This window comes from Mobilicoccus pelagius NBRC 104925 (assembly GCF_000247995.1).
GTDB classification, from domain to species: domain Bacteria; phylum Actinomycetota; class Actinomycetes; order Actinomycetales; family Dermatophilaceae; genus Mobilicoccus; species Mobilicoccus pelagius.
The window spans coordinates 1-18,680 of the sequence record NZ_BAFE01000058.1 but is presented as its reverse complement, the minus strand read 5'-3'; the positions used below and the strand labels follow the sequence as shown (position 1 = coordinate 18,680).

The following is an 18,680-nucleotide window of genomic DNA, read 5'->3' as shown; positions in this document are numbered from 1 at the left end:
GGCTCGACGGGCCACCCGGGGGTGGCGGGGAGATCCGATTCGGCGGGAGCGCCGCAGAGGCGGGGATGCGCGGGATCCCCGCGCGGCTCAGGAGAGCTGGTAGCCCGCCTCGGTGACCGCGGACTCGACGGCGGAGCGGTCGACGTCGCCCTCGCTCGTCACGTCGAGGCGGCCGCTCGCGAGGTCGACGTCGACGCCGGTGACGCCGGGAATCTCGCCGACCTCCTCCTTGACGGAGGCGACGCAGTGCTCGCAGGTCATGCCGGTGACGGTGTAGGTGGCGGTGGCCATCTCGACTCCTCGGGTGCTGGGGCGGTGGTCCGGGGGCGGATGCGCGACCGCGTCCGCCCCCGCCTTCTGCAACAGACTACCCCCCAGGGGTATTCCCTCCGGGGCCGGGAGCGGACTCCCGGATGACCCCAGGGCGCCCCTGCGGGGTGACCCCTCGGAGACGCCGACGGGCCCGCACACCGGTCGTGTGCGGGCCCGTCCGTCGATATGGTGCGCTCGGCGTCGATGGTGTCGTCGCCACAACCCCCGGGACGTCCTCGTGAGACGAGCGAAGGGCGCCGGCTCGGGCGCCTCGTGAGCGCCGTCCCCGTCTTTCTGATCACCAGAGAAGCACCTTTCCGCACACCGTGCAAACACTCCTGCGATAATTGATCAGAATGACCACGACGGCCCGATGACGACCGTCATCCGTGATCCATCTGACGGAGGAACCCCGTGCCCGACGACGTCACCCCCCACGGCGCTCGCCTCGACGAGATCGACCGGCGCCTCCTCGCCACCCTCGACGACGACCCCCGCGCGACCGTCCTCACCCTCGCCGACCGGGCGGGCCTCGCCCGCGGCACCGTGCAGTCCCGCCTCGAGCGGTATCAACGCGACGGGCTGCTCCGCGCGCACAGCACGCGCATCGATCCCGCCGCCCTCGGCCGCCCCCTCAGCGCGATGGTCTCCGCCGAGCTCGATCAGCACCACATCGACGACGCCTGCGCGGCCCTCGCCCGCATCCCCGAGGTCCTCGAGTGCTTCGCCCCGGCCGGCGAGACCGACCTCCTCTGCCGGGTCGTCGCCCGCGACCCCGACGACCTCTACCGGGTGAGCGAGGAGATCCGCCTCTGCCCCGGCATCCTCCGCACCCGCACGAGCGTCTACCTGCGGCGGGTCATCCCCTACCGCACCCGCCTCCTCCTCGAGGAGGGCCTCACGACGACGGCCCCCGCACCACGCCCTCGTCGAGGGGGCGCGGCGGCGGGGGCCGTGAGGAGCAGAGGTCAGCGCTCGTAGAACTCCTCGGTGTCGTCCTCGAACTCGACGACCTGCGGCACGACTGTGCTGCGGCGACGCGACGAGCCATGACGCTCGGGCTCGGGCTCGGGGGCGTCCTCGGGGTCGATGACGACGATCTCCTCGGTGTCGCCCGAGCGGCCGCGCCGTGGACGGGCGGGGGCGTCGTCGTCACCGTGGGAGCCGAATCGGTGCTGCACGCCGACGGGGTCGACGGTGCGGGTCACCGAGCGCGCGACGTAGAGCCACGTGAGAGCGAACCCCAGGACGAACGAGAGAACCATGAACCAGCCGATCATCGCCGCCCTCCCAGAGCCGTGGCGCCGCGGCGGAGGGAGGCGAAGCGCCCACCCCGCGCGCGAGGCGCGTCGTCGTCGAACTGCCCGTCCTCGTCGGAGGCGTGTCGGCCCCGGGCGGTGCGGGAACGGTCGTCATCGTCGTCGTGCTCGTCACGACGGCCGGCGCGATCGCGACCGCCGTGGTCGTCTCGCTCGTCATGATCCCCGGAGCGGGCGTCGAGGGCCTCCTCGATCGCCTCCTCCGGGCTCTCGGCGCGGATGAACTGGCGGGCGACGAGCCAGGCCACGAGTGCTCCCGCGGCGAAGGCCATCACGTACCAGAACCAGGTACTGAGAAAGGCGAAGAAGTCCACGGCGGTCCTCTCAGGAGGCGTTGATGTCGACGCGGCGGTTGGTGGCGCGGCCCTCGGGCGTCGTGTTGTCGGCGACGGGGTGGCTGGAGCCGTACCCCTTGGCGCTCACGAGGTCGGAGGAGAGCCCGGCCTGGACGAGCACCGAGCGCACGGAGTCGGCGCGGCGCTGCGAGAGCGTCGCGTTCGTCTCGGCCGAGCCGGTGTCGTCGGTGTGGCCCGCGACCTCGATGTGCGAGAACGGGCACTGCCCGAGCTTCTGCGAGATCGTCGTGAGCTGCTGCATCGAGGAGGGGTCGACCTCCGACCCGTTCACCCGGAACTTGACGGGCGTGGCCTTGAGCTCCTCGACGACCTGACTGCGCACCTGCTCGCACTCGGGGGAGAGCGGGGTGGTGGAGACGGGGCGGGAGCCCGGCAGGGTGAGGTGGTCGACGAGACGCACCCCGGGATAGGACTGGCCCGCGGCGAAGACGGTGTCCGTGCCGGTCTGCTGGTCGGGCGCCTCGCCGGTGAGGGTGAGGGAGCCGCGGTCGACGACGACGCCGAGGTCACCGATGCCCCGCCCGGCGGCGAGGATCGTGCCGATGCCGGCGACCGGCGGGGTGTCGGCCTTGTCGTCGACGGAGACCTTGTCGACGACCCGGTAGCCGTCGGACGCGGCGCGGACGCCGTCGAGGAGGGCCCGCTTGCTCGCGGAGTCGGGCACGGCGGCCTCGACGATGCGGCGCTTCTTCTCCGTCGTCACCGTGATGGGGTCGCCGACGGCGGCGACGGGTGAGGAGGTCGCGCCGGGAGCGGGCCGGGCGTCGTCGTGCCTCTTCGCCGAGGGCGCACCCCCGAGCCAGAGCCCGACGAGGGCGAGGAGCAGCGGGATGAGCAGCGCGGCGGGGATGAGCCACCCTCCCGGCCGACGCCGATACCTCCCCGTGACGGTGAGGGGACCCTCCGCCTCGTGCGATCCCGTGCGTGATCCCGTGTTCGCCGGAGGTCGTCCTTCGGAACTGGACACCCGTACTCCTTTCCTCTGCTCCCCGCACCCTATGTGGTGTCGACGCCGACGGTCGCCTCGAACGACGAGCCGGGCGGACGCCGGGGCGGGGCCCGGGGACGCGGGGTCGGCGGCGCCCGGACGCCTCCGGGGCGAGCGGCGTGGGGCAGGCGGGGTCACGGCCGTGCCGGGGGCTCACGCCGCGGGCCGTGGACACTACCGCGAGGTAGGGGGTTCCGCCCTGACGTGACCTGGGTCACTCTGGGGAGATGTTCACTCTCGACGACCTCGACCTCACCGACGACCTCGCCTTCTTCCGTGAGCACGGTTCGCGCTTCCTCCCCGGCGACCCCCTCGAGGCCGCCCGGGACGCCCGACCCGGAGACCACGCCGACGACGTCCCCGGCGACGGCGTGACGCTCCCGGAGGCGGACGCACGGTCCCGACCCGAGGACTACCTCATCGTCGGCTTCGGCTGACCCGCCCCCACCCCCTCCCGCGGGGCGGCGTGACCGACACCGGCCGCCACCCGACCCGGCATGGTGGCCGGTGTCGGACCCACGCCGCACCCGGGGCACGGCCGCACGTCTCGCGGCGGTGAGGCGTGGCCGCGCCTCACCGTGGAATTCGCCCGTCGCGTGAGGTCCGCCCGCCCGAGAAGCGGAGGGCACATGCGTACACGCGGCCGCGTCGCACTCCCCTCATGAAACTTTCGAAAAGTACCGTAAGAGCATGATTCGATCCCCTCTGTCCGCCCGTCCCCTCCTCGACACCGAGGGCGACGCCGCGCTCTTCGTCCCTCTCGGCCGAGCCCTGGACGACCTCGTCCGCGCGACCGACCGTGGACACACCGCACTTCTCCACGGCGCCCGGGGATCGGGGCGCACGACGATGCTCCGCGCCCTCCTGCGCCACCGGCGCACGCAGGAGGCCGGCCCGACGGTGTTCGTCCAGGCGGCGCGGGCCCGTGACCCCCTCGACGCCCTCACCGCCTGCCTCGACGCGGCACGAGAGACCCTCGACGAGCACGATGCGACGGACGTCGGATCCACCGAGGCACCTCCTGAGGCGCCCACCGTGACCTCGACGCTCCACGCGCTCGGTCGAGTCTGCGCGGGGCGGGCGGTGACCTTCCTCGTCGACAACCTCGACCCCCACGTCGCCCACCGCCTCTTCGGGCTCGGTCGCGACGAGCTGTGGGAACTCGAGGCGACCTTCGTCGTCACCGCGCTCGACGAGGACCTCCCCCTCGCTCTCGCGCCACCCGCCGACGCGTTCTTCGAGGTCCGGGTCGCGATCCCCGCCCCGACGCGGGAGGAGGCCGAGGCACTGCTCGCCCGTCGCCTCGGTCGGCCCGTCCCTCTCCCCTCCCCACCGTCGACGCCGCGCGCCGCGATCGACGCCGCCCGCCGCGACCCGGAGGATCCCGCCTCGGCCGACGCGCTGCGCCGACGACGGCTCGACGACGCCGCGGCGATCGGCCCCACGGCCCTCGGCATCGCCCATCTCCTCGACGAGGTCGGCGGAGTGAGCGCCGCCGACGCGATCGCCCGGGATCGCCTGGGGGTCAGCGCCGCTCGAGTGTCGCAAGTTCTCGCACAGATGTACGATGGAGGCATCGTCACCTTCGAGGACGTCCGCGACGGGGGGCCGGGACGTCCGAGGCGCCGATACCGCTGGGCCGAGCCCGACACCCCCGTCCCGTCCCAGGGGTGAGGGCATCCGGCGCCCCGCCCGGCCACCTCCGCACGACCACACCCACGCCCCACCGAACCACCGGCGCCGCACCCGCGACGTCGGCGGCGACACACCCGCGCCCGACGCCCCGAGGGGAGGATCCGTGAGCTACTCGCAACTGCGCCGTCTCGACCTGCGACGCGCCTTCAACCCCGCCCCCCGCCTCCACGAGCTCCACACGGTGTTCGTGCCGTTCGACAGCCTCACGGGCGAGCGCACCGTCGAGCACGCGACGCGGGTCGCCCTCACGCACCGTCGTCGCGTCGCCCTCATGGGCGCCACGGGCTCGGGCAAGTCGTCGATCATCGGCCACGTCCTCGCGACCGCGGGCGAGGGGGTCGTCGGACTGCGGGTGCCGGTGTCGCTCGAGGAGCCCGAGGTGGCCGTCGAGCCGGAGGCGTTCCTCGCCCACCTCCTCCGCCATGTGCGGGAGGAGGTCCTCGGCGCCCGCCCCGGCAGCCGCCGCGCCGTCGAGGCCACCCTCCCCTCCCCCGGTCGCGAGACGACCCGCACCTACACCGCCGAGGCGGGGTTCGCGGGCGTCAAGGGCGGACTGTCGTATGCCGTCCGGCAGGCCCTCGAGGAGCAGGTGGCGACGCAGACGCGGGCCGTGGAGGCGGTCGGCGAGCTCCTCGCGATCGTCGAGGACTACGGCGTCGTGCCGGTCGTCGTCCTCGACGACACCGACAAGTGGGTCCCCACGCCACTCGCCCCGCAGAACGCGCAGCTCCGCGGCCAGTTCTTCACGCGGATCCTCCGGGTGCTCGCGGAGCAGATCGACGCGACGGTCCTCCTCGCCGTGCACCCGAGCTACGTCGACGACGACGCGTTCCAGGCGGCGCGGGGGTTCCTCGAGCGGGTCGTCGAGCTGCCCACGCTGCCCGACGTCGACGCCGCGGGCCGTCTCGTCGCCCGACGGGTCGCGACGGCGCTCGACGTCCCGGAGCCCGACCTCGACCTCGGGCAGGTGGTCACCGACGAGGCGCTGCGGCTGCTCTTCGAGTACTACGCACCGTCGGCGAACATCCGACAGGGCCTCCTCACCCCGCTCAACGGGGCCCTCATCGAGGCCCTCGACGCCGACGCCGAGGTCGTCGACGCCCTCCACGTCCGTGCGGGCCTCGCCGCCCTCGCCGGAGCGACGTGGCCGTCGTGACCCCCGTGGCACCGGCCCCGCCTCCCGCATCGCGTGCAGGATGACGGCGTATCCGGCTATCTTGCACGCGCCTCAGAGACGGGAAGAGAGGGTGATCGGACGCTGCTGCGGCGACCCCACGGCGACCCCGAGTGGGCCGGGCCGGGACCCGTCCGGTGTCTCCCGTGGCGCTCTCGTGGACCTCGCAACCCCCGCCTACCGGACGATGCTCTCGTCTCAACCCGTATCACCTAGGTCATAGAAAGGGGTAGAAGACCGTCTCGACATGGCCGGCGACCCGTTCCACCCCCTTTCCGACCCGGCGGCCGTGCGTGGCAGGGCGACCCGGGGCGTCCTACGATGGTCGGATGGGTGGACCGAGCACAGCGCACTGGGTGAGTCGTCTGCCCGAGGGCCAGATCGAGCGCGTCGCCGGTGGCCCGACGACCGCCCGGGGCCTGCAGTACCACCGCCGTGGCCACGTCGACCGCATCGAGTGGCTCGACGACGACTCCCTCCGTGGGCACCTCCGCATCGTCGACCACACGACCTCGGAGGTGCGCGAGTTCCGCACGACGGTGACGCCCGCGACCGACGACTCCGGCACCCCGTCGTGGAACTCGACGTGCACGTGCCGCGTGAAGAACCACTGTGCCCACGCCGTCGGGGTGCTCGCCGGGGCCCGCGAGATGCTCCGTGGCCTGCCCGAGGAGGAGGACGACGACGGCTCACCCGAGTGGGAGCGGCGTCTCGCTCCCGTGACGGCGGCGGTCGTCACCCGCGACGAGGAGGCGCCGCAGTCGCCCGTCGTCGACCAGTCCGGCGTCAAGGACGCCCTCGCCCTCGAGTTCACCGCCCGCTCCGGCGCCCCCGTGACCATGCGGGTGCGGCGCCGCACCCCCGACGGCATCTGGACGGGCCAGGGCGCCAACTGGACCGACCTCCGCGAGCCCCATCGCCGCCTCTCGGAGCCGCAGCGTCTCGCGCTCGTCGCCCTCGATCGGGCCAACCCCGTCCGGCAGTCCCGCTTCGACACCCCGCAGGCGAGCCTCTCCCTCGAGAGCATGGGCGTCGAGGTGTGGTCGCTGCTCCAACGGATCGTCGCGAGCGGTGTCACCCTCCTCATGGCCGACGGGCGTGACCTCGTCCTCGCCGACGAGCTCATCGCCGCGATGCACCTCGACACGACGGAGTCCTCCGGGCTCGTCCTCCGCCCCGCGGCCTACCGTCTCGGCGCGGCCGACGAGGACGTCGAGGTGCCGGTGCCGGGCATCGTGCGTCCGGTCGGCGACCCCACGCACGGCATCACCGTCTCCGACGCGGGAACCGTGACGATGGGCCCGCTCGTCAGCGAACTCTCCCCGGGTGCACGGCAACTCCTTCTCGACCCGCGGCCCGTCCGCATCCCCGAGGGCGACCGGATCCGGTTCTTCACCACCCACCTGCCCGCCCTGCGCCGCACGATGCCGGTGCGCACGTCCGACACGGTGGTCGTCCCCGAGGTCGAGCCGCCCCGACTGCGGATGGTCGCGACGTACCGGGAGGGCCACACGACGTGGATCGACTGGTCGTGGCTCTACCCCGCAGGCGACGAGGTGCGCGTCGTGTCGCTCGCCGACCACGGCATCCCCGGGTTCCGGCAGCTCGAGGCGGAGCAGCGGGTCCTCGACCGACTCGCCCGCGGCCCCCTCGGCGAACGCCCCGGCCTCCTGCCGACGATCGCCGGACGACCGCGTCTCGCCTCGCCCGTCTCCCTCGTCGGCATGGGCGCGGCGACGTTCACGGAACACTGCCTGCCGTGGCTCGAACGCTGCGAGGACGTCGACGTCGTCGTCCACGGCGAGATCCCCGAGTACGGGCCGGCGATCGGCGACCCCGTCGTCCACGTCGCCCTCGACGAACGCACCGAGGAACGTGACTGGTTCGATCTCGACGTGGCGATCACCGTCGACGGGGAGAACGTGCCGTTGTCGGAGGTCGTCCGTGGCCTCGCGCGCGGGGACGAACGGCTCCTCCTCGCCTCGGGCACGTACTTCTCGCTCAAGACCCCGGCGCTCGACCGGCTCCGTGAGCTCGTCGAGGAGTCCCGCGCACTCGTCGACCGCGAGACGGGCAAGCTCCGCGTGTCCGTCTACCACGTCGCCCTCTTCGACCAGCTCGCCTCGCTCGGCGTCATCGACCGGCAGGCCGCCCGTTTCGCCGAGCGCGTCGGCGCCCTTCGGGCCGCCCTCACCCCGGACGCCGTCGCGTCCGCGGCCGTCGTCCCGTCGGGCCTGCAGGCCGAGCTCCGCCCCTACCAGGCGGAGGGTCTGCGCTGGGCCTCGACCCTGTGGGACGCCAAGCTGGGCGGGATCCTCGCCGACGACATGGGTCTCGGCAAGACGGTGCAGGTCATCGCCCTCCTCGAACGGGCGCGGGAGCGTGGCGACCTCGACGGGCCCGTTCTCGTCGTCGCCCCCACGAGCGTCGTCGGGGCCTGGGCCGAGCAGCTCGAACAGTTCGCGCCGCAGCTCCGCGCCGTCACCGTGAGCGAGACCGAGTCGCGGCGTCTTCGCGAGGGCGGCGACTCCCTCCCCGCCCTCGTCGCCGACGCCGACGTCGTCCTCACGAGCTACACCCTCCTGCGGCTCGGCGAGGAGTCCTACACCGACATCGCGTGGCGGGCGCTCATCCTCGACGAGGCGCAGTTCGTCAAGAACCATCGCGCGAAGACGTACCAGGTCGTGCGGCGCATGGAGCGTGACTTCACCCTCGCGATGACGGGCACCCCGCTCGAGAACTCGCTCATGGACCTGTGGTCACTGCTGTCGCTCACCGCGCCGATGCTGTACCCGCTGCCGCAGGACTTCTCCGTCGACTTCCGCACCCCCATCGAGGTGGGCGGCGACCGGGTGCGCCTCGCGGGGCTGCGGCGCACGATCACGCCGTTCGTGCTCCGGCGCACGAAGGAGGCCGTCGCCTCCGACCTGCCGCCCAAGCAGGAGCAGACCCTCGTCGTGCCGATGAACCCGGCCCATCGGCGGGTCTACGACCGGCACCTCCAACGCGAGCGGATGCGCGTCATGGGGCTCCTCGACGACCTGCCGAACAACCAGGTCGCGGTGCTGTCGGCCCTCACGACCCTGCGGCAGATGGCGCTCTCCCCCGCGATGCTCGACGATCAGTACGCCCAGATCGAGCCGAGCAAGGTCGAGGTCGTCGTCGAACATCTCACCGAACTCGCGAGCGGCGGCCACCGGGCGCTGGTGTTCAGCCAGTTCACCCGGTACCTCAAGCAGGTGCGCGACGCCCTCGAGAAGGCCGGTATCGCGACGGAGTACCTCGACGGCAGCACGCGCGACCGGCAGGAGCGGCTCCAGCGGTTCCGCTCGGGGGGCACGACGGCGTTCTGCATCTCCCTCAAGGCGGGCGGGTTCGGCATCACGCTCACCGAGGCCGACTACGTCTACGTCCTCGACCCGTGGTGGAACCCCGCCGCGGAGGCCCAGGCCATCGACCGCACCCACCGCATCGGGCAGGAGCGCCCGGTCATGGTGTACCGGCTCGTCGCGGCCGACTCCATCGAGGAGAAGGTCCGCGACCTGCAGCAACGCAAGCGCGACCTGTTCGCCCGCGTCGTCGACGACGGGGAGGCGTTCGGCTCGGCGCTCACCGCCGACGACCTGCGAGCGCTGCTGTCGTAGGGTTTCGCGATCCCTGTCGAGACCACCATCGCATTTCTGCTAGATCACCCTAGAGAACGTCATCGTCGGGTGCGGGACGCCCGGCACGGCCCGACGATGACACCGTCTCGGCCCGTCTTGCCGATCGGCGAGACGGGCCGAGACGAGGTGATCGAGGTGTCGATCAGGCGCCGTGCTCGGGGTCGTCCGCCTTGGTGGGGTGGACGGTGCCGTGCTCGTGCTCCGGCGGGGCGTAGATCGAGTACACCTTGAGCGGCTCGTCACCGATGTTCGTGACGTTGTGCCAGGAGCCTGCGGGGATGAAGATCGCGTCGTCGTCACCGGCGATCTGCTCGAAGCTCAGGTCGTCCTCGGCGGGGCCCATCTGGACCTTGCCGCGACCCTCCTCGACACGGAGGAACTGGTCGTGGTCGTCGTGGACCTCGAGGCCGATGTCGTCACCGGGCGCGATGGCCATGACGGTGAGCTGCAGGTTCTTGCCGGTCCACAGCGTCGTGCGGTAGTTCCTGTTGTCGAGGGTGGCCCTCTCGATGTTGACGACGTACGGCTTCGGGCCGTGGTCGGTCATGTCGACGGACATGCGTTCTCCTCCTCGGTGGGTCGACTCCGCGGTCGGGTGGCCGCGGGACGTGCGGGCGGGGGTGTCAGACGGTGTGCCCGGTGCTGCCACCGGCGACCTCATACCCCCACAGTTCGGCACTGAGGCCGACGGGCTTGCGGTGCCCCTCCCCGGCACCGTGGCCGTGACCTGCGGGCGCCTCGCCGCCGTGGGCGTGGCCCTCGGCGAAGTTCTTGGAGTTCACCCAGGCCTGGAACGACTCCTCATCCTTCCAGCGGGTGACGACGAGCCACACGCGGCGGCCCTCGTCGGTGGGCTTGAGGAGTTCGAACCCCTCGAACCCGGGCTGACCGTCGACGGCGCCGGCGCGGGCGGCGAACCGGTGCGCGAGCTCGTCACCGGAGTCGGCCGGGACGGTGATGGCGTTGATCTTGATGACGGACATGCCCTCATCCTCCCCCAGCGCACCCGCCCGGGGGAGGGGGGCACGCCGGGAAGGCGTAGTCGACGACGACGGGGGCGTGGTCGGAGAGGCGTTCCTCGTAGCTTGCCTCGCGGTCGACGACGGCGGAGGTGGCGGTGCGGGCGAGGCGAGGCGAGGCGAGGTGGTAGTCGATGCGCCATCCCACGTTCTTCGCGAACGACTGCCCCATCCAGCTCCACCACGAGTACGGGCCGTCCTCGTCGGGGTGGACGTGCCGGACGACGTCGACGAGGGACCGCGGGGAGAGGATCGAGGAGAACCACTCCCGCTCCTCCGGCAGGAACCCCTCCGACCGGCCGTTCGTGCGCCAGTTCTTGAGGTCCTGGCGGGTGTGGGCGACGTTGAAGTCGCCGACGACGAGGTACTCCCGGCCGCGGGACGCGGACGCCCGCCGCGCCGCCGTGAGGTGCCGCGCGAATCCGGCGAGGAAACGCATCTTGCGGTCGTACTTGGCCCCACCGTCGGGTTCGCCCCGCATGCGCCCGGGCACCTGCAGCTCGGCCGGCAGACCGCCCTTCGGCAGATAGAGCGACGCGATCGTCACCGGGGCGTCGGCGAGGTCGACCTCGACGTAGCGGCCCTCGGCCGCGAACCGACGCAGGTCACGCGACAACGGCCACGCGAGGTCGTGCCCCTCCTCCTCGAGGTGCGTCTCCCCCGACGCGCGCACGAGCACACCGGATCCCCATGCCCGTACGGCCGCCGGCCGCTCCCGCGTGAGGACGGCGACGCCGTTGCGGCCGTTGATCGTGCCCTGGTCGTAGGCGAGGTGGTAGTCGCCGAAGACCCCCTCGGGCAGCATCGGCGCCGGGCACCGCACCTCCTGCAGGGCGACGACGTCGCACCCCCGCCCCGCGAGCCACTCCTCGAACCCCCGCCGCTGCGCCGCCCGGATGCCGTTGACGTTGAAGCTCGCGACTCGCATGAGCCGCATCGTATCGGCGGCCCACACCGCTTCCGACCCCGCTCGATGTCTCGATAGCAATATCTGGCAACTTCACAAGACAGGCCGAGACGACGACATCGACACCTCGTCCGCCGGCGTTCCCCTCTCCCCTCTCCGGCCGATTCCCCAGACGGGGCGAGAGACGCCGGACGAACCGGCCCGGAAGCGTGCACGTCCGTCCGACCCCGGGAGACCGCTTGCGGCCGTAGGGTCACCCGCATGATGAGCCGTGCCGGTGCGATCGCCTCCGCGCTCGCCCTCCCCCTCGCCCTCCTCCCCGCGGTGGCCCAGGCCTCCCCCACCTCGCCGGACCACACCACCCCCAGTGGCGTCGTCGACGGCCGCACCCGCCCCGGTCACACCGCCCCCGAGCGCGGCCCCGTCGGCCATCGACTCCCCAAGACGGCGACGATGACCGGGTCGGGAGGCGCAGTCGCATCGGTCGACCCCGTCGCCAGCCAGGTCGCGATCGACGTGCTCGCCAAGGGCGGCACGGCCGCCGACGCCGCCGTCGCCGCCACCGCGGCCCTCAACGTCGTCGAGCCCTACGCCACGGGCATGGGCGGCGGCGGGTTCTTCGTCCACTACGACGCGCACACGAAGAAGGTCGAGACCCTCGACGGCCGCGAGACCGCACCCCGTTCGGTCACCCCCACGACGTTCGTCGAACCGGACGGCACCCCGATGGACTTCGACAAGGCCGTCAACTCGGGCCTGTCCGTCGGCGTCCCCGGCACCCCCGCCATGTGGCAGGAGATCCTCGACCGGTGGGGCCGCCGATCCCTCTCGGAGATGCTCGCCCCCGCCCAGCGCATCGCCGACCGGGGATTCGTCGTCGACGAGGCGTTCAGCACGGCCACCACCGAGAACGCCGAACGGTTCTCGAAGTTCCCCGCCACGGCGGCCGTCTTCCTCCCCGGCGGCAAGCCGGTGCAGCCGGGCCACGTGCTGCGCCAGCCCGACCTCGCGAGGACGTTCGGCATGCTGCGTCACGACGGCGTCGACGCGTTCTACCGCGGCCCCATCGGGAAGGCCGTCGTCGAGACGGTGCGCCGACCTGCCACCGCGCCCGGTGTGGCGGTGCCGCGCGGAGGGATGACGATGCGCGATCTGCGCACCTACCGGGTGCTGCCGAAGAAGCCCGTCGTCAGCTCCTACCGGGGCCTCGACGTGTACGGCATGCCCGCCCCGAGCGGAGGCGGGATCGCCGTCGCCGAGATCCTCGAACTCGTGGAGCAGAGCGAGAAGCGGACCGGTGTCCCCCTCTCACGCACCGACGACGTGCAGTACCTCCACCGGTTCGCGGAGGCGAGCGCGGCGGCCTTCGCCGACCGCAACCGGTGGGTCGCGGACGTCGTGGGCGTCCCCACGGACGAACTCGTGTCCGAGGCGTACGCTGCCGAGCGGGCCTGCGGGTTCGACGCGTCGAAGGCGGCCCCCCGTCCCGTCGCGGTCGGACAGCCGGACGGCACGTACGCCCCTTGCGGACCCATCGCCGCAGGGCGGCCGGGCACGGTCCACGACGGCGCGTCGACGACGCATCTCACCGTCGCCGACAAATGGGGCGACGTCGTCTCCTACACCTCGACGATCGAGCAGTTCGGCGGATCGGGGATGGTCGTCCCCGGCTACGGGTTCCTTCTCAACAACCAGCTCACGGACTTCGAGTTCGTCCCCCCGACGAAGGGCGTGCCGCACCCCAACCTGCCCGGCCCGGGCAAGCGCCCCCGGTCGTCGATCTCCCCGACGATCGTCCTGAAGGACGGCCGCCCGGTGCTCGCCGTCGGCGCGGCCGGCGGGGCCACGATCATCACGACGACCTCCCAGATCCTCCTCGGCTACCTCGACCGCGACCTCACCCTGGTCGGCGCCGTGAATGCGCCCCGACTGTCGTCGCGGAACACCGACGCCGGGGCCGAACCCCGGCTGTACGACTCTTCGACCGGTGAGGCCCTCCGGGGGATGGGTCAGCCGATGACGTCGGTCCCCGCCCTCGGGCGCGCCACGGCCATCGCGATGCCCGCGCGTGGCGTGTTCGTCGCCGCCGCCGAACGCACGCGCGGCGGCGGGGGCTCCGCGATGGTCGTCCGACCCCGGCACTGACGTCCCCTCTCCGTCCTCGCGGACGGACGCTCACCTCGACGCCCCGCCCCCGCCACCGGGGGCGGGGGCGGGGGCGTCGCCGTGTCTCCCCCCGGTGACCGCCATGCCACCGGTCGGTGACGTGACGTCGGGGGGGTACGAGCGAATCCTCGGGGGCATTGCCCTCGCTCCCCGCGGTCTTCCTGTCGATGAGTGGGGCGGCAACGGTGCCGCTCGAACGCCACCCCCTGATCGAAGGAATCCGCCATGCCCGGCACCCCCGTGTACGCAGTCACCGCCAAGGTGCACCCCGCCGTCGCCGACGCCCTCGGTGACGCCGAGGCCACACGCGCCCGCCTCGTCGTCGCCGCGAACAGCCAGGCCGAGGCCCTGTCCGCCCTCCAGGTCGCCGGCACGAACGTGTTCACGTCGACGTTCCGCCGCTACGGCGGCCCCGCCGTCGACGCCCGCGAGATCGAGACCGCCACCGCCGCACCGGGGTCGGTGTTCGCCTTCTCCGTCGACCACCCGGACGCGACGCCGGTGCGACTCGTGCGCCTCTGACATCATCCGCATCCAGCGCTCGGCCCTGCGCTGCGCGCCGTCACACCGTGCGGCGGGCAAGGGTGCCCTGCACCGCATCGAACGACGACCACAACCTTGGCCGACGTCACGAACCCCCGAGGTGAGGGGGCCGTGCATGTGTACCGAGACGCGTTCTGATCGTCGTTCGCGGCGGTCGCGACACCGCACCGCGAAGGCGCCTCGGCCGCCATGCCGAGCGGCGCGCCGAGCATCCGAGGGGCGGCACGCGCCCCCGCCGAGGGGCGGTGCCCGTTTCGTCCGCCGTCCGGCCGGGTAGCGGAGAGGCATGACGCACCCCGCAGTTGTCCAGACCGCAGAGAAGCTCGTCAACGACAAGGGTGGTTTCCCCGCCCAGCGGCAGACCCCTCCCGGACTCACCTCCGAGATGACCCCGCTGCCCGACCACGGCGAGGAGAGCTACGTCGGCTCCGGCAAGCTCGAGGGGTTCAAGGCGCTCATCACCGGCGGTGACTCCGGCATCGGTCGCGCCGTCGCCATCGCATACGCCCGCGAGGGCGCCGACGTCGCGATCTCCTACATGGCCGAGGAGCAGTCCGACGCCGAGGAGACGAAGAAGTGGATCGAGAAGGCCGGCCGCAAGGCGCTGCTCCTCCCCGGTGACATCCGCGAGGAGTCCGTCTGCACCGAGATCGTCGAGAAGACCGTCGAGGAGCTCGGCGGCCTCGACATTCTCGTCAACAACGCCGGATTCCAGATGGCGCGTCGTGACTCGATGCTCGACATCACGACCGAGGAGCTCGACCGCACGTTCAAGACGAACCTCTACGCCCTCTTCTGGATCACGAAGGCCGCGGTGCCGCACCTCAAGAGGGGCGCGAGCATCATCAACAGCGCCTCGGTGCAGGCCTACCAGCCGAGCCCTGGCCTCATGGACTACGCCGCGACGAAGGCCGCGATCACGAACTTCACCGTCAACCTCGCCGACGAGCTCGGCGAGAAGGGCGTCCGCGTCAACGCCGTCGCCCCCGGCCCGATCTGGACGCCGCTGCAGCCGTCGACGCAGCCGGAGGAGAAGATCGAGCAGTTCGGCGGCGAGACCGCCCTCGGGCGCGCCGGTCAGCCCGCCGAGTGCGCGGGCGCCTACGTGTTCCTCGCCTCCCCCGCCGACGCGAGCTACGTCTCCGCGTCGGTGCTCGGCGTCACGGGCGGCAAGGCCGTCTTCTGAGCCGACCCCGGCCCTCTCGCGACGGAGGCCGCACCCCTCGTCGGGGTGCGGCCTCCGTCGTCGTTCGTGCGTGCGTGCTTCCTGCACAGGTCAGAGGGTGTGCGCCTCGGACTTGGGGGCGTTGTAGTAGCGGTAGATGACCCACTGGTACATGCCGACCATGAGGCCACCACCGACGATGTTGCCGAGCGTGACGGGGATGAGGTTGGCGGTGAAGAACTGACTCCACGACAGGCCGGCGAACGTGGCCGGGTCGAGGTGCGCGGCCGACCAGAACGCGGCGTCGGCGCCGCTGTTGACCAAGAGGCCGAGCGGGATCATGAACATGTTCGCCACGGAGTGCTCGAACCCGGTCGCGACGAACAGGGCGATGGGCAGCGTGATGGCCGCGAGCTTGTCGACGGCCGTGCGGCCCGAGTAGGCGGCCCACACGGCGAGGCAGACGAGCAGGTTGCAGAGGATGCCGAGGACGAACGCCTCGACCCACCCGTGGTGCAGCTTGGCCGCGGTGGTCTTGAGCACGACCGCACCCCAACCACCGTCGGCGTTGCGCCACGTACCGGCGGCGTAGATGAGGCCGGCCATGAGCAGCGAGCCGAGGAAGTTCGCGACGTAGACGACACCCCAGTTGCGCAGGAGCTGCCCCCACGTGATGCGGCCCGACGCCTTCGCCATGAGCGTGAGCGTCGACGACGTGAACAGCTCGGCGCCGGTGAGGACGACGAGGCCGAGGCCCGTGGAGAACACGAGACCACCGAGGACCTTGGCAACGCCCCACGGCATCACCTGCGAGCCGACCTGACTCGTCACGAAGAACACGAACCCGAGCGCGATGTAGGCGCCGGCGGTGATGCCGAGGAGGAACGACTTGCCGGGGCGGCTCGTCGCCTTGGCGTAGGCCGCGTCCTCGGCGGCCTGGCACATCTGCGCCGGGTTGAGCAGTGAGAACGACGCCGCGGGCGCGGCGGGGGCGGGCGCCGGTGCGGCGGGGGACGTGGACGCCGACGAGGGCGTGGTCCTGCGGGCGTGGTCGGACGTCGACATGGGCAGACCTCGGGAGTCAGTCCGGAGCGAGCCGGGAGCGGATGGGGAAGACGGGCCGCTCCCCGCGCCCCCGCGCGGAGGTCGAACGACCTCGCCGCATCCCAGTATCACCGAACAGCAGGGCCCCCGACGATCGCCGAGCCGCGCGGGCCAGGCGCGACGCCCACCCGCCACCTCGGCATCCGGCGAACGCCGGCGCCGCGCCGCCGGGTTCGCCGAACGTGCGCGGCCGACACGGGGCCTGGATACGGTCGAAGCGGGGGCCGGAGGGCGGCTCCCGCGCACGCACGGACTTTCGAGCACTCCGTACACAAGGGGGTCGACGATGGCAGACACGACGTTCTCGGCGACGGTGGAACGGGTCGAGGGCCTGCACATGTAGGCGACGGTTCGCGGCATAAGCGTCACCTTCGACGAACCGCCGGAGATCGCGGCATCGACACGGGCATGAACTCGAGCGCACCTGCCCCGTGCACGACACGCTCACGAACCCGGCGGATCCTTCCTACGAGATCACCTGAACAGCGCGGGGTGACCTGAGCACCCTCGTCCCGGGTCGGGGCCCCGTGGCGACCCGTCCGCGCAGGGCCCGGACGCCCTTCTGCATCGTGCCGGACCACATTTTTCAGGCTGCGGTGCACGTCGGAGCGACGGATCTCGAATTTCTTTTCCTCCGGTAAAGCCGCAGGCCACAGGGGGTAGACCAGTCGCACGAGAGGCGTGGGGACGACCCCTGCGCGACGATGCGGTCGCCGATCCACCGAAACTCGCGTAGTGTGGGGCTCGTTGTTGAACGTGGTAGTGCAAAGCATGTCGGCAGTGACCTGAAAAGGTTGATTTCGTCTTCTGAGCCGTGACACGCATCTTCAGCACCCGCAGCCGCTCGAATCCGGGTGGCGCCACCTCAGAAAGAGAGATTTCGACATGGCTACTGGCACCGTGAAGTGGTTCAACGCCGACAAGGGCTTCGGCTTCATCGCCCCCGACGACGGCTCCGCCGACGTCTTCGCCCACTTCTCCGCGATCAACTCCTCGGGCTACCGCTCGCTGGACGAGGGCGCCAAGGTCGAGTTCGAGACCACGCAGGGCCAGAAGGGCCCGCAGGCGTCGAACATCACCGTCATCGGCTGATCGTCCGTCACACTTCCAGGCTCTGACGCCTGCTCAACAGTGGGCCGTACACCTTCGGGTGTGCGGCCCACTGTCATGCCTCCACCCGTCACGCCCCACCGCGCGGCGTGACGACGCACTTCGGCCCGGCCGGGGCCGTCGGAGTGCACCGAGGGGCACCCGCCGCTCTCTTGTACCGTGGGCCGCCCCGATGCCGATGTCACGCGCCGCCCGCCTGTGGGGGTGATGCCCTGCTTGCGTGTCGTCCCGAACAGTCGCCCCCACGAGGGGATGACTTTCGACGGCAGAGTGCCCCGGGCATGACGAAGGCCCCGACTCGATGAGTCAGGGCCTTCGTCGTGGTGTCGCCACCGGTGCGCGAGGGGGGAGTTGAACCCCCACGCCCTTTCGGGCACACGGACCTGAACCGTGCGCGTCTGCCTATTCCGCCACTCGCGCGCTGACCGATCCTCCCAGACGACGGGCCCAACCACCAAACCCGGATCCCGACCGGCCGGGGCGGGGCCGTATCGGAGGACGCTGCGACACTGTCCTCATGGCCCGATTCACGGTGCGTCTCACCGTCCCGATCGCCTCCCCGGAGGCGTGGCGGCGCGTGTGGGACCTCGACGCGCACACCCGGTTCATCCCCCTCACGACCCTGCGCGGCGACGGCACCGGCGACCGGGACCTGCGTGCCGGTTCGCGGTTCGTCGCCCGCACCGCGCTCGGCCCCCTCCATGTCGACGACGTCATGGAGGTCCGCCGCTTCGACGCGCCCGCCTCCCCGGCCTCGACCGGACGTGCCGCCCTCGTGAAGACCGGGCGCGTCGTCGGCGGCGACATCGACGTCACGGTCGCCCCCGCCCCGTCCTCGGCCGGACGCGCCTCTCGCACGCACGTCGAATGGCGGCAGGACATCACCCTGCGCGGAGTCCCCGCCGTCGCCGATCCCGTCGTCGCCGCCGTCGCGCGACTCGCCTACGGAACCGTCCTCCGCCGGCTCCTCCGCACCGCGCCCTGACCCCCGCCGCAGGGGCCCGGCCACGACCCCGGCAGCGATGTCCACACCCCTTCGGGGCAGCCGAAGACCGTGCGCGACACCGGATCCGCGCGTGCAAGAGGCTCACGTCCCGGCGACTTCCAGGCACGACCTATACCCTGGAACGGATCTGGGTGAGGAGGGGAGACGTCAT

The 18,680-nt window shown here is 72.0% G+C and carries 18 protein-coding genes and 1 tRNA gene; 10 read left to right on the top strand and 9 right to left on the bottom strand.

Annotation, left to right across the window (positions count from 1 at the left end):
• Positions 1 to 87: 87 nt before the first annotated feature.
• Positions 88 to 291: a heavy-metal-associated domain-containing protein gene (locus tag MOPEL_RS09285; RefSeq protein ID WP_040633798.1), complete on the bottom strand. Its 204-nt coding sequence runs from the start codon at positions 289 to 291 to the stop codon at positions 88 to 90.
• Between the two features lie 435 nt (positions 292 to 726).
• Here MOPEL_RS09285 and MOPEL_RS09280 point away from each other — a divergent pair, with 435 nt between their 5' ends.
• The gene (locus tag MOPEL_RS09280; RefSeq protein WP_009482636.1) at positions 727 to 1,293 is read left to right on the top strand and encodes an Lrp/AsnC family transcriptional regulator; all 567 of its coding nucleotides are present in this window, start codon (positions 727 to 729) and stop codon (positions 1,291 to 1,293) included.
• On the opposite strand, the gene arfC is transcribed toward MOPEL_RS09280, so the two are convergent.
• From arfC to arfA, 3 genes are read right to left on the bottom strand one after another with little or no spacing between them, the layout of a single operon-like run.
• The gene (gene arfC / locus MOPEL_RS09275) at positions 1,281 to 1,592 is read right to left on the bottom strand and encodes a channel accessory protein ArfC (RefSeq protein WP_009482635.1); all 312 of its coding nucleotides are present in this window, start codon (positions 1,590 to 1,592) and stop codon (positions 1,281 to 1,283) included. The genes MOPEL_RS09280 and arfC overlap by 13 nt on opposite strands.
• On the bottom strand, positions 1,589 to 1,945 hold the full coding sequence (gene arfB, locus MOPEL_RS09270; protein WP_009482634.1) for a channel accessory protein ArfB: 357 nt from the start codon (positions 1,943 to 1,945) through the stop codon (positions 1,589 to 1,591). Before arfB ends, arfC begins: the two co-directional genes overlap by 4 nt.
• 10 nt (positions 1,946 to 1,955) lie before the next feature.
• Entirely contained in the window at positions 1,956 to 2,954 is a 999-nt protein-coding gene (gene arfA, locus MOPEL_RS16000; protein WP_009482633.1) for a channel-forming protein ArfA/OmpATb, read from the bottom strand.
• A gap of 248 nt (positions 2,955 to 3,202) precedes the next feature.
• Between arfA and MOPEL_RS09260 the strand changes: the two genes are divergently transcribed.
• From MOPEL_RS09260 to MOPEL_RS09245, 4 genes are all read left to right on the top strand, one after another.
• Complete coding sequence (locus MOPEL_RS09260; protein WP_009482632.1) at positions 3,203 to 3,412, top strand: hypothetical protein; 210 nt, start codon at positions 3,203 to 3,205, stop codon at positions 3,410 to 3,412.
• 253 nt (positions 3,413 to 3,665) lie between these two features.
• The gene (locus MOPEL_RS09255; RefSeq protein WP_009482631.1) at positions 3,666 to 4,649 is read left to right on the top strand and encodes a hypothetical protein; all 984 of its coding nucleotides are present in this window, start codon (positions 3,666 to 3,668) and stop codon (positions 4,647 to 4,649) included.
• A gap of 124 nt (positions 4,650 to 4,773) precedes the next feature.
• Positions 4,774 to 5,826, top strand: a complete 1,053-nt coding sequence (locus MOPEL_RS09250; RefSeq protein WP_009482630.1) for a hypothetical protein — start codon at positions 4,774 to 4,776, stop codon at positions 5,824 to 5,826.
• Positions 5,827 to 6,173: 347 nt separating this feature from the next.
• Positions 6,174 to 9,488, top strand: a complete 3,315-nt coding sequence (locus MOPEL_RS09245; protein WP_009482629.1) for a DEAD/DEAH box helicase — start codon at positions 6,174 to 6,176, stop codon at positions 9,486 to 9,488.
• Positions 9,489 to 9,651: 163 nt separating this feature from the next.
• Here MOPEL_RS09245 and MOPEL_RS09240 read toward each other — a convergent pair whose 3' ends face one another.
• From MOPEL_RS09240 to MOPEL_RS09230, 3 genes are all read right to left on the bottom strand, one after another.
• The gene (locus tag MOPEL_RS09240; protein WP_009482628.1) at positions 9,652 to 10,068 is read right to left on the bottom strand and encodes a cupin domain-containing protein; all 417 of its coding nucleotides are present in this window, start codon (positions 10,066 to 10,068) and stop codon (positions 9,652 to 9,654) included.
• Positions 10,069 to 10,132: 64 nt separating this feature from the next.
• A complete protein-coding gene (locus MOPEL_RS09235; RefSeq protein ID WP_009482627.1) occupies positions 10,133 to 10,492 on the bottom strand; it encodes an antibiotic biosynthesis monooxygenase family protein in 360 nt (119 codons plus the stop codon).
• Between the two features lie 4 nt (positions 10,493 to 10,496).
• Positions 10,497 to 11,456 carry an exodeoxyribonuclease III gene (locus MOPEL_RS09230; protein WP_009482626.1) on the bottom strand — a complete coding sequence of 320 codons (960 nt, stop codon included), beginning with the start codon at positions 11,454 to 11,456 and terminating at the stop codon, positions 10,497 to 10,499.
• A gap of 240 nt (positions 11,457 to 11,696) precedes the next feature.
• Here MOPEL_RS09230 and ggt point away from each other — a divergent pair, with 240 nt between their 5' ends.
• The 3 genes from ggt to MOPEL_RS09215 all read left to right on the top strand — a co-directional run bounded on the left by ggt (position 11,697) and on the right by MOPEL_RS09215 (position 15,330).
• Positions 11,697 to 13,580 (top strand): gamma-glutamyltransferase, encoded by a 1,884-nt coding sequence (gene ggt, locus MOPEL_RS09225; protein ID WP_009482625.1) that lies wholly within the window; start codon positions 11,697 to 11,699, stop codon positions 13,578 to 13,580.
• A gap of 246 nt (positions 13,581 to 13,826) precedes the next feature.
• Positions 13,827 to 14,123 carry a hypothetical protein gene (locus MOPEL_RS09220; RefSeq protein WP_009482624.1) on the top strand — a complete coding sequence of 99 codons (297 nt, stop codon included), beginning with the start codon at positions 13,827 to 13,829 and terminating at the stop codon, positions 14,121 to 14,123.
• Between the two features lie 307 nt (positions 14,124 to 14,430).
• Entirely contained in the window at positions 14,431 to 15,330 is a 900-nt protein-coding gene (locus MOPEL_RS09215; protein ID WP_009482623.1) for an SDR family oxidoreductase, read from the top strand.
• Positions 15,331 to 15,420: 90 nt separating this feature from the next.
• Here MOPEL_RS09215 and focA read toward each other — a convergent pair whose 3' ends face one another.
• On the bottom strand, positions 15,421 to 16,374 hold the full coding sequence (gene focA, locus MOPEL_RS09210; RefSeq protein ID WP_009482622.1) for a formate transporter FocA: 954 nt from the start codon (positions 16,372 to 16,374) through the stop codon (positions 15,421 to 15,423).
• A gap of 924 nt (positions 16,375 to 17,298) precedes the next feature.
• On the opposite strand from focA, the gene cspE reads away from it, so the two are divergent.
• Positions 17,299 to 17,505 carry a transcription antiterminator/RNA stability regulator CspE gene (cspE, locus tag MOPEL_RS09205; protein ID WP_009482621.1) on the top strand — a complete coding sequence of 69 codons (207 nt, stop codon included), beginning with the start codon at positions 17,299 to 17,301 and terminating at the stop codon, positions 17,503 to 17,505.
• Between the two features lie 354 nt (positions 17,506 to 17,859).
• Here cspE and MOPEL_RS09200 read toward each other — a convergent pair.
• Positions 17,860 to 17,943, bottom strand: a tRNA-Leu gene (locus tag MOPEL_RS09200).
• Positions 17,944 to 18,040: 97 nt separating this feature from the next.
• Between MOPEL_RS09200 and MOPEL_RS09195 the strand changes: the two genes are divergently transcribed.
• The gene (locus MOPEL_RS09195) at positions 18,041 to 18,508 is read left to right on the top strand and encodes a hypothetical protein (RefSeq protein ID WP_009482620.1); all 468 of its coding nucleotides are present in this window, start codon (positions 18,041 to 18,043) and stop codon (positions 18,506 to 18,508) included.
• The last annotated feature ends 172 nt before the right edge of the window (positions 18,509 to 18,680 follow it).

What these genes read in the sequence shown, in the direction of transcription:
- MOPEL_RS09285 (WP_040633798.1), bottom strand. Translation starts at nt 291, where the DNA reads ATGGCCACCGCCACCTACACCGTCACCGGCATGACCTGCGAGCACTGC.
- arfC (WP_009482635.1), bottom strand. Translation starts at nt 1,592, where the DNA reads ATGATCGGCTGGTTCATGGTTCTCTCGTTCGTCCTGGGGTTCGCTCTC.
- MOPEL_RS09260 (WP_009482632.1), top strand. Translation starts at nt 3,203, where the DNA reads ATGTTCACTCTCGACGACCTCGACCTCACCGACGACCTCGCCTTCTTC.
- MOPEL_RS09255 (WP_009482631.1), top strand. Translation starts at nt 3,666, where the DNA reads ATGATTCGATCCCCTCTGTCCGCCCGTCCCCTCCTCGACACCGAGGGC.
- MOPEL_RS09245 (WP_009482629.1), top strand. Translation starts at nt 6,174, where the DNA reads ATGGGTGGACCGAGCACAGCGCACTGGGTGAGTCGTCTGCCCGAGGGC.
- MOPEL_RS09240 (WP_009482628.1), bottom strand. Translation starts at nt 10,068, where the DNA reads ATGTCCGTCGACATGACCGACCACGGCCCGAAGCCGTACGTCGTCAAC.
- MOPEL_RS09235 (WP_009482627.1), bottom strand. Translation starts at nt 10,492, where the DNA reads ATGTCCGTCATCAAGATCAACGCCATCACCGTCCCGGCCGACTCCGGT.
- MOPEL_RS09230 (WP_009482626.1), bottom strand. Translation starts at nt 11,456, where the DNA reads ATGCGAGTCGCGAGCTTCAACGTCAACGGCATCCGGGCGGCGCAGCGG.
- ggt (WP_009482625.1), top strand. Translation starts at nt 11,697, where the DNA reads ATGATGAGCCGTGCCGGTGCGATCGCCTCCGCGCTCGCCCTCCCCCTC.
- MOPEL_RS09220 (WP_009482624.1), top strand. Translation starts at nt 13,827, where the DNA reads ATGCCCGGCACCCCCGTGTACGCAGTCACCGCCAAGGTGCACCCCGCC.
- MOPEL_RS09215 (WP_009482623.1), top strand. Translation starts at nt 14,431, where the DNA reads ATGACGCACCCCGCAGTTGTCCAGACCGCAGAGAAGCTCGTCAACGAC.
- focA (WP_009482622.1), bottom strand. Translation starts at nt 16,374, where the DNA reads ATGTCGACGTCCGACCACGCCCGCAGGACCACGCCCTCGTCGGCGTCC.
- cspE (WP_009482621.1), top strand. Translation starts at nt 17,299, where the DNA reads ATGGCTACTGGCACCGTGAAGTGGTTCAACGCCGACAAGGGCTTCGGC.
- MOPEL_RS09195 (WP_009482620.1), top strand. Translation starts at nt 18,041, where the DNA reads ATGGCCCGATTCACGGTGCGTCTCACCGTCCCGATCGCCTCCCCGGAG.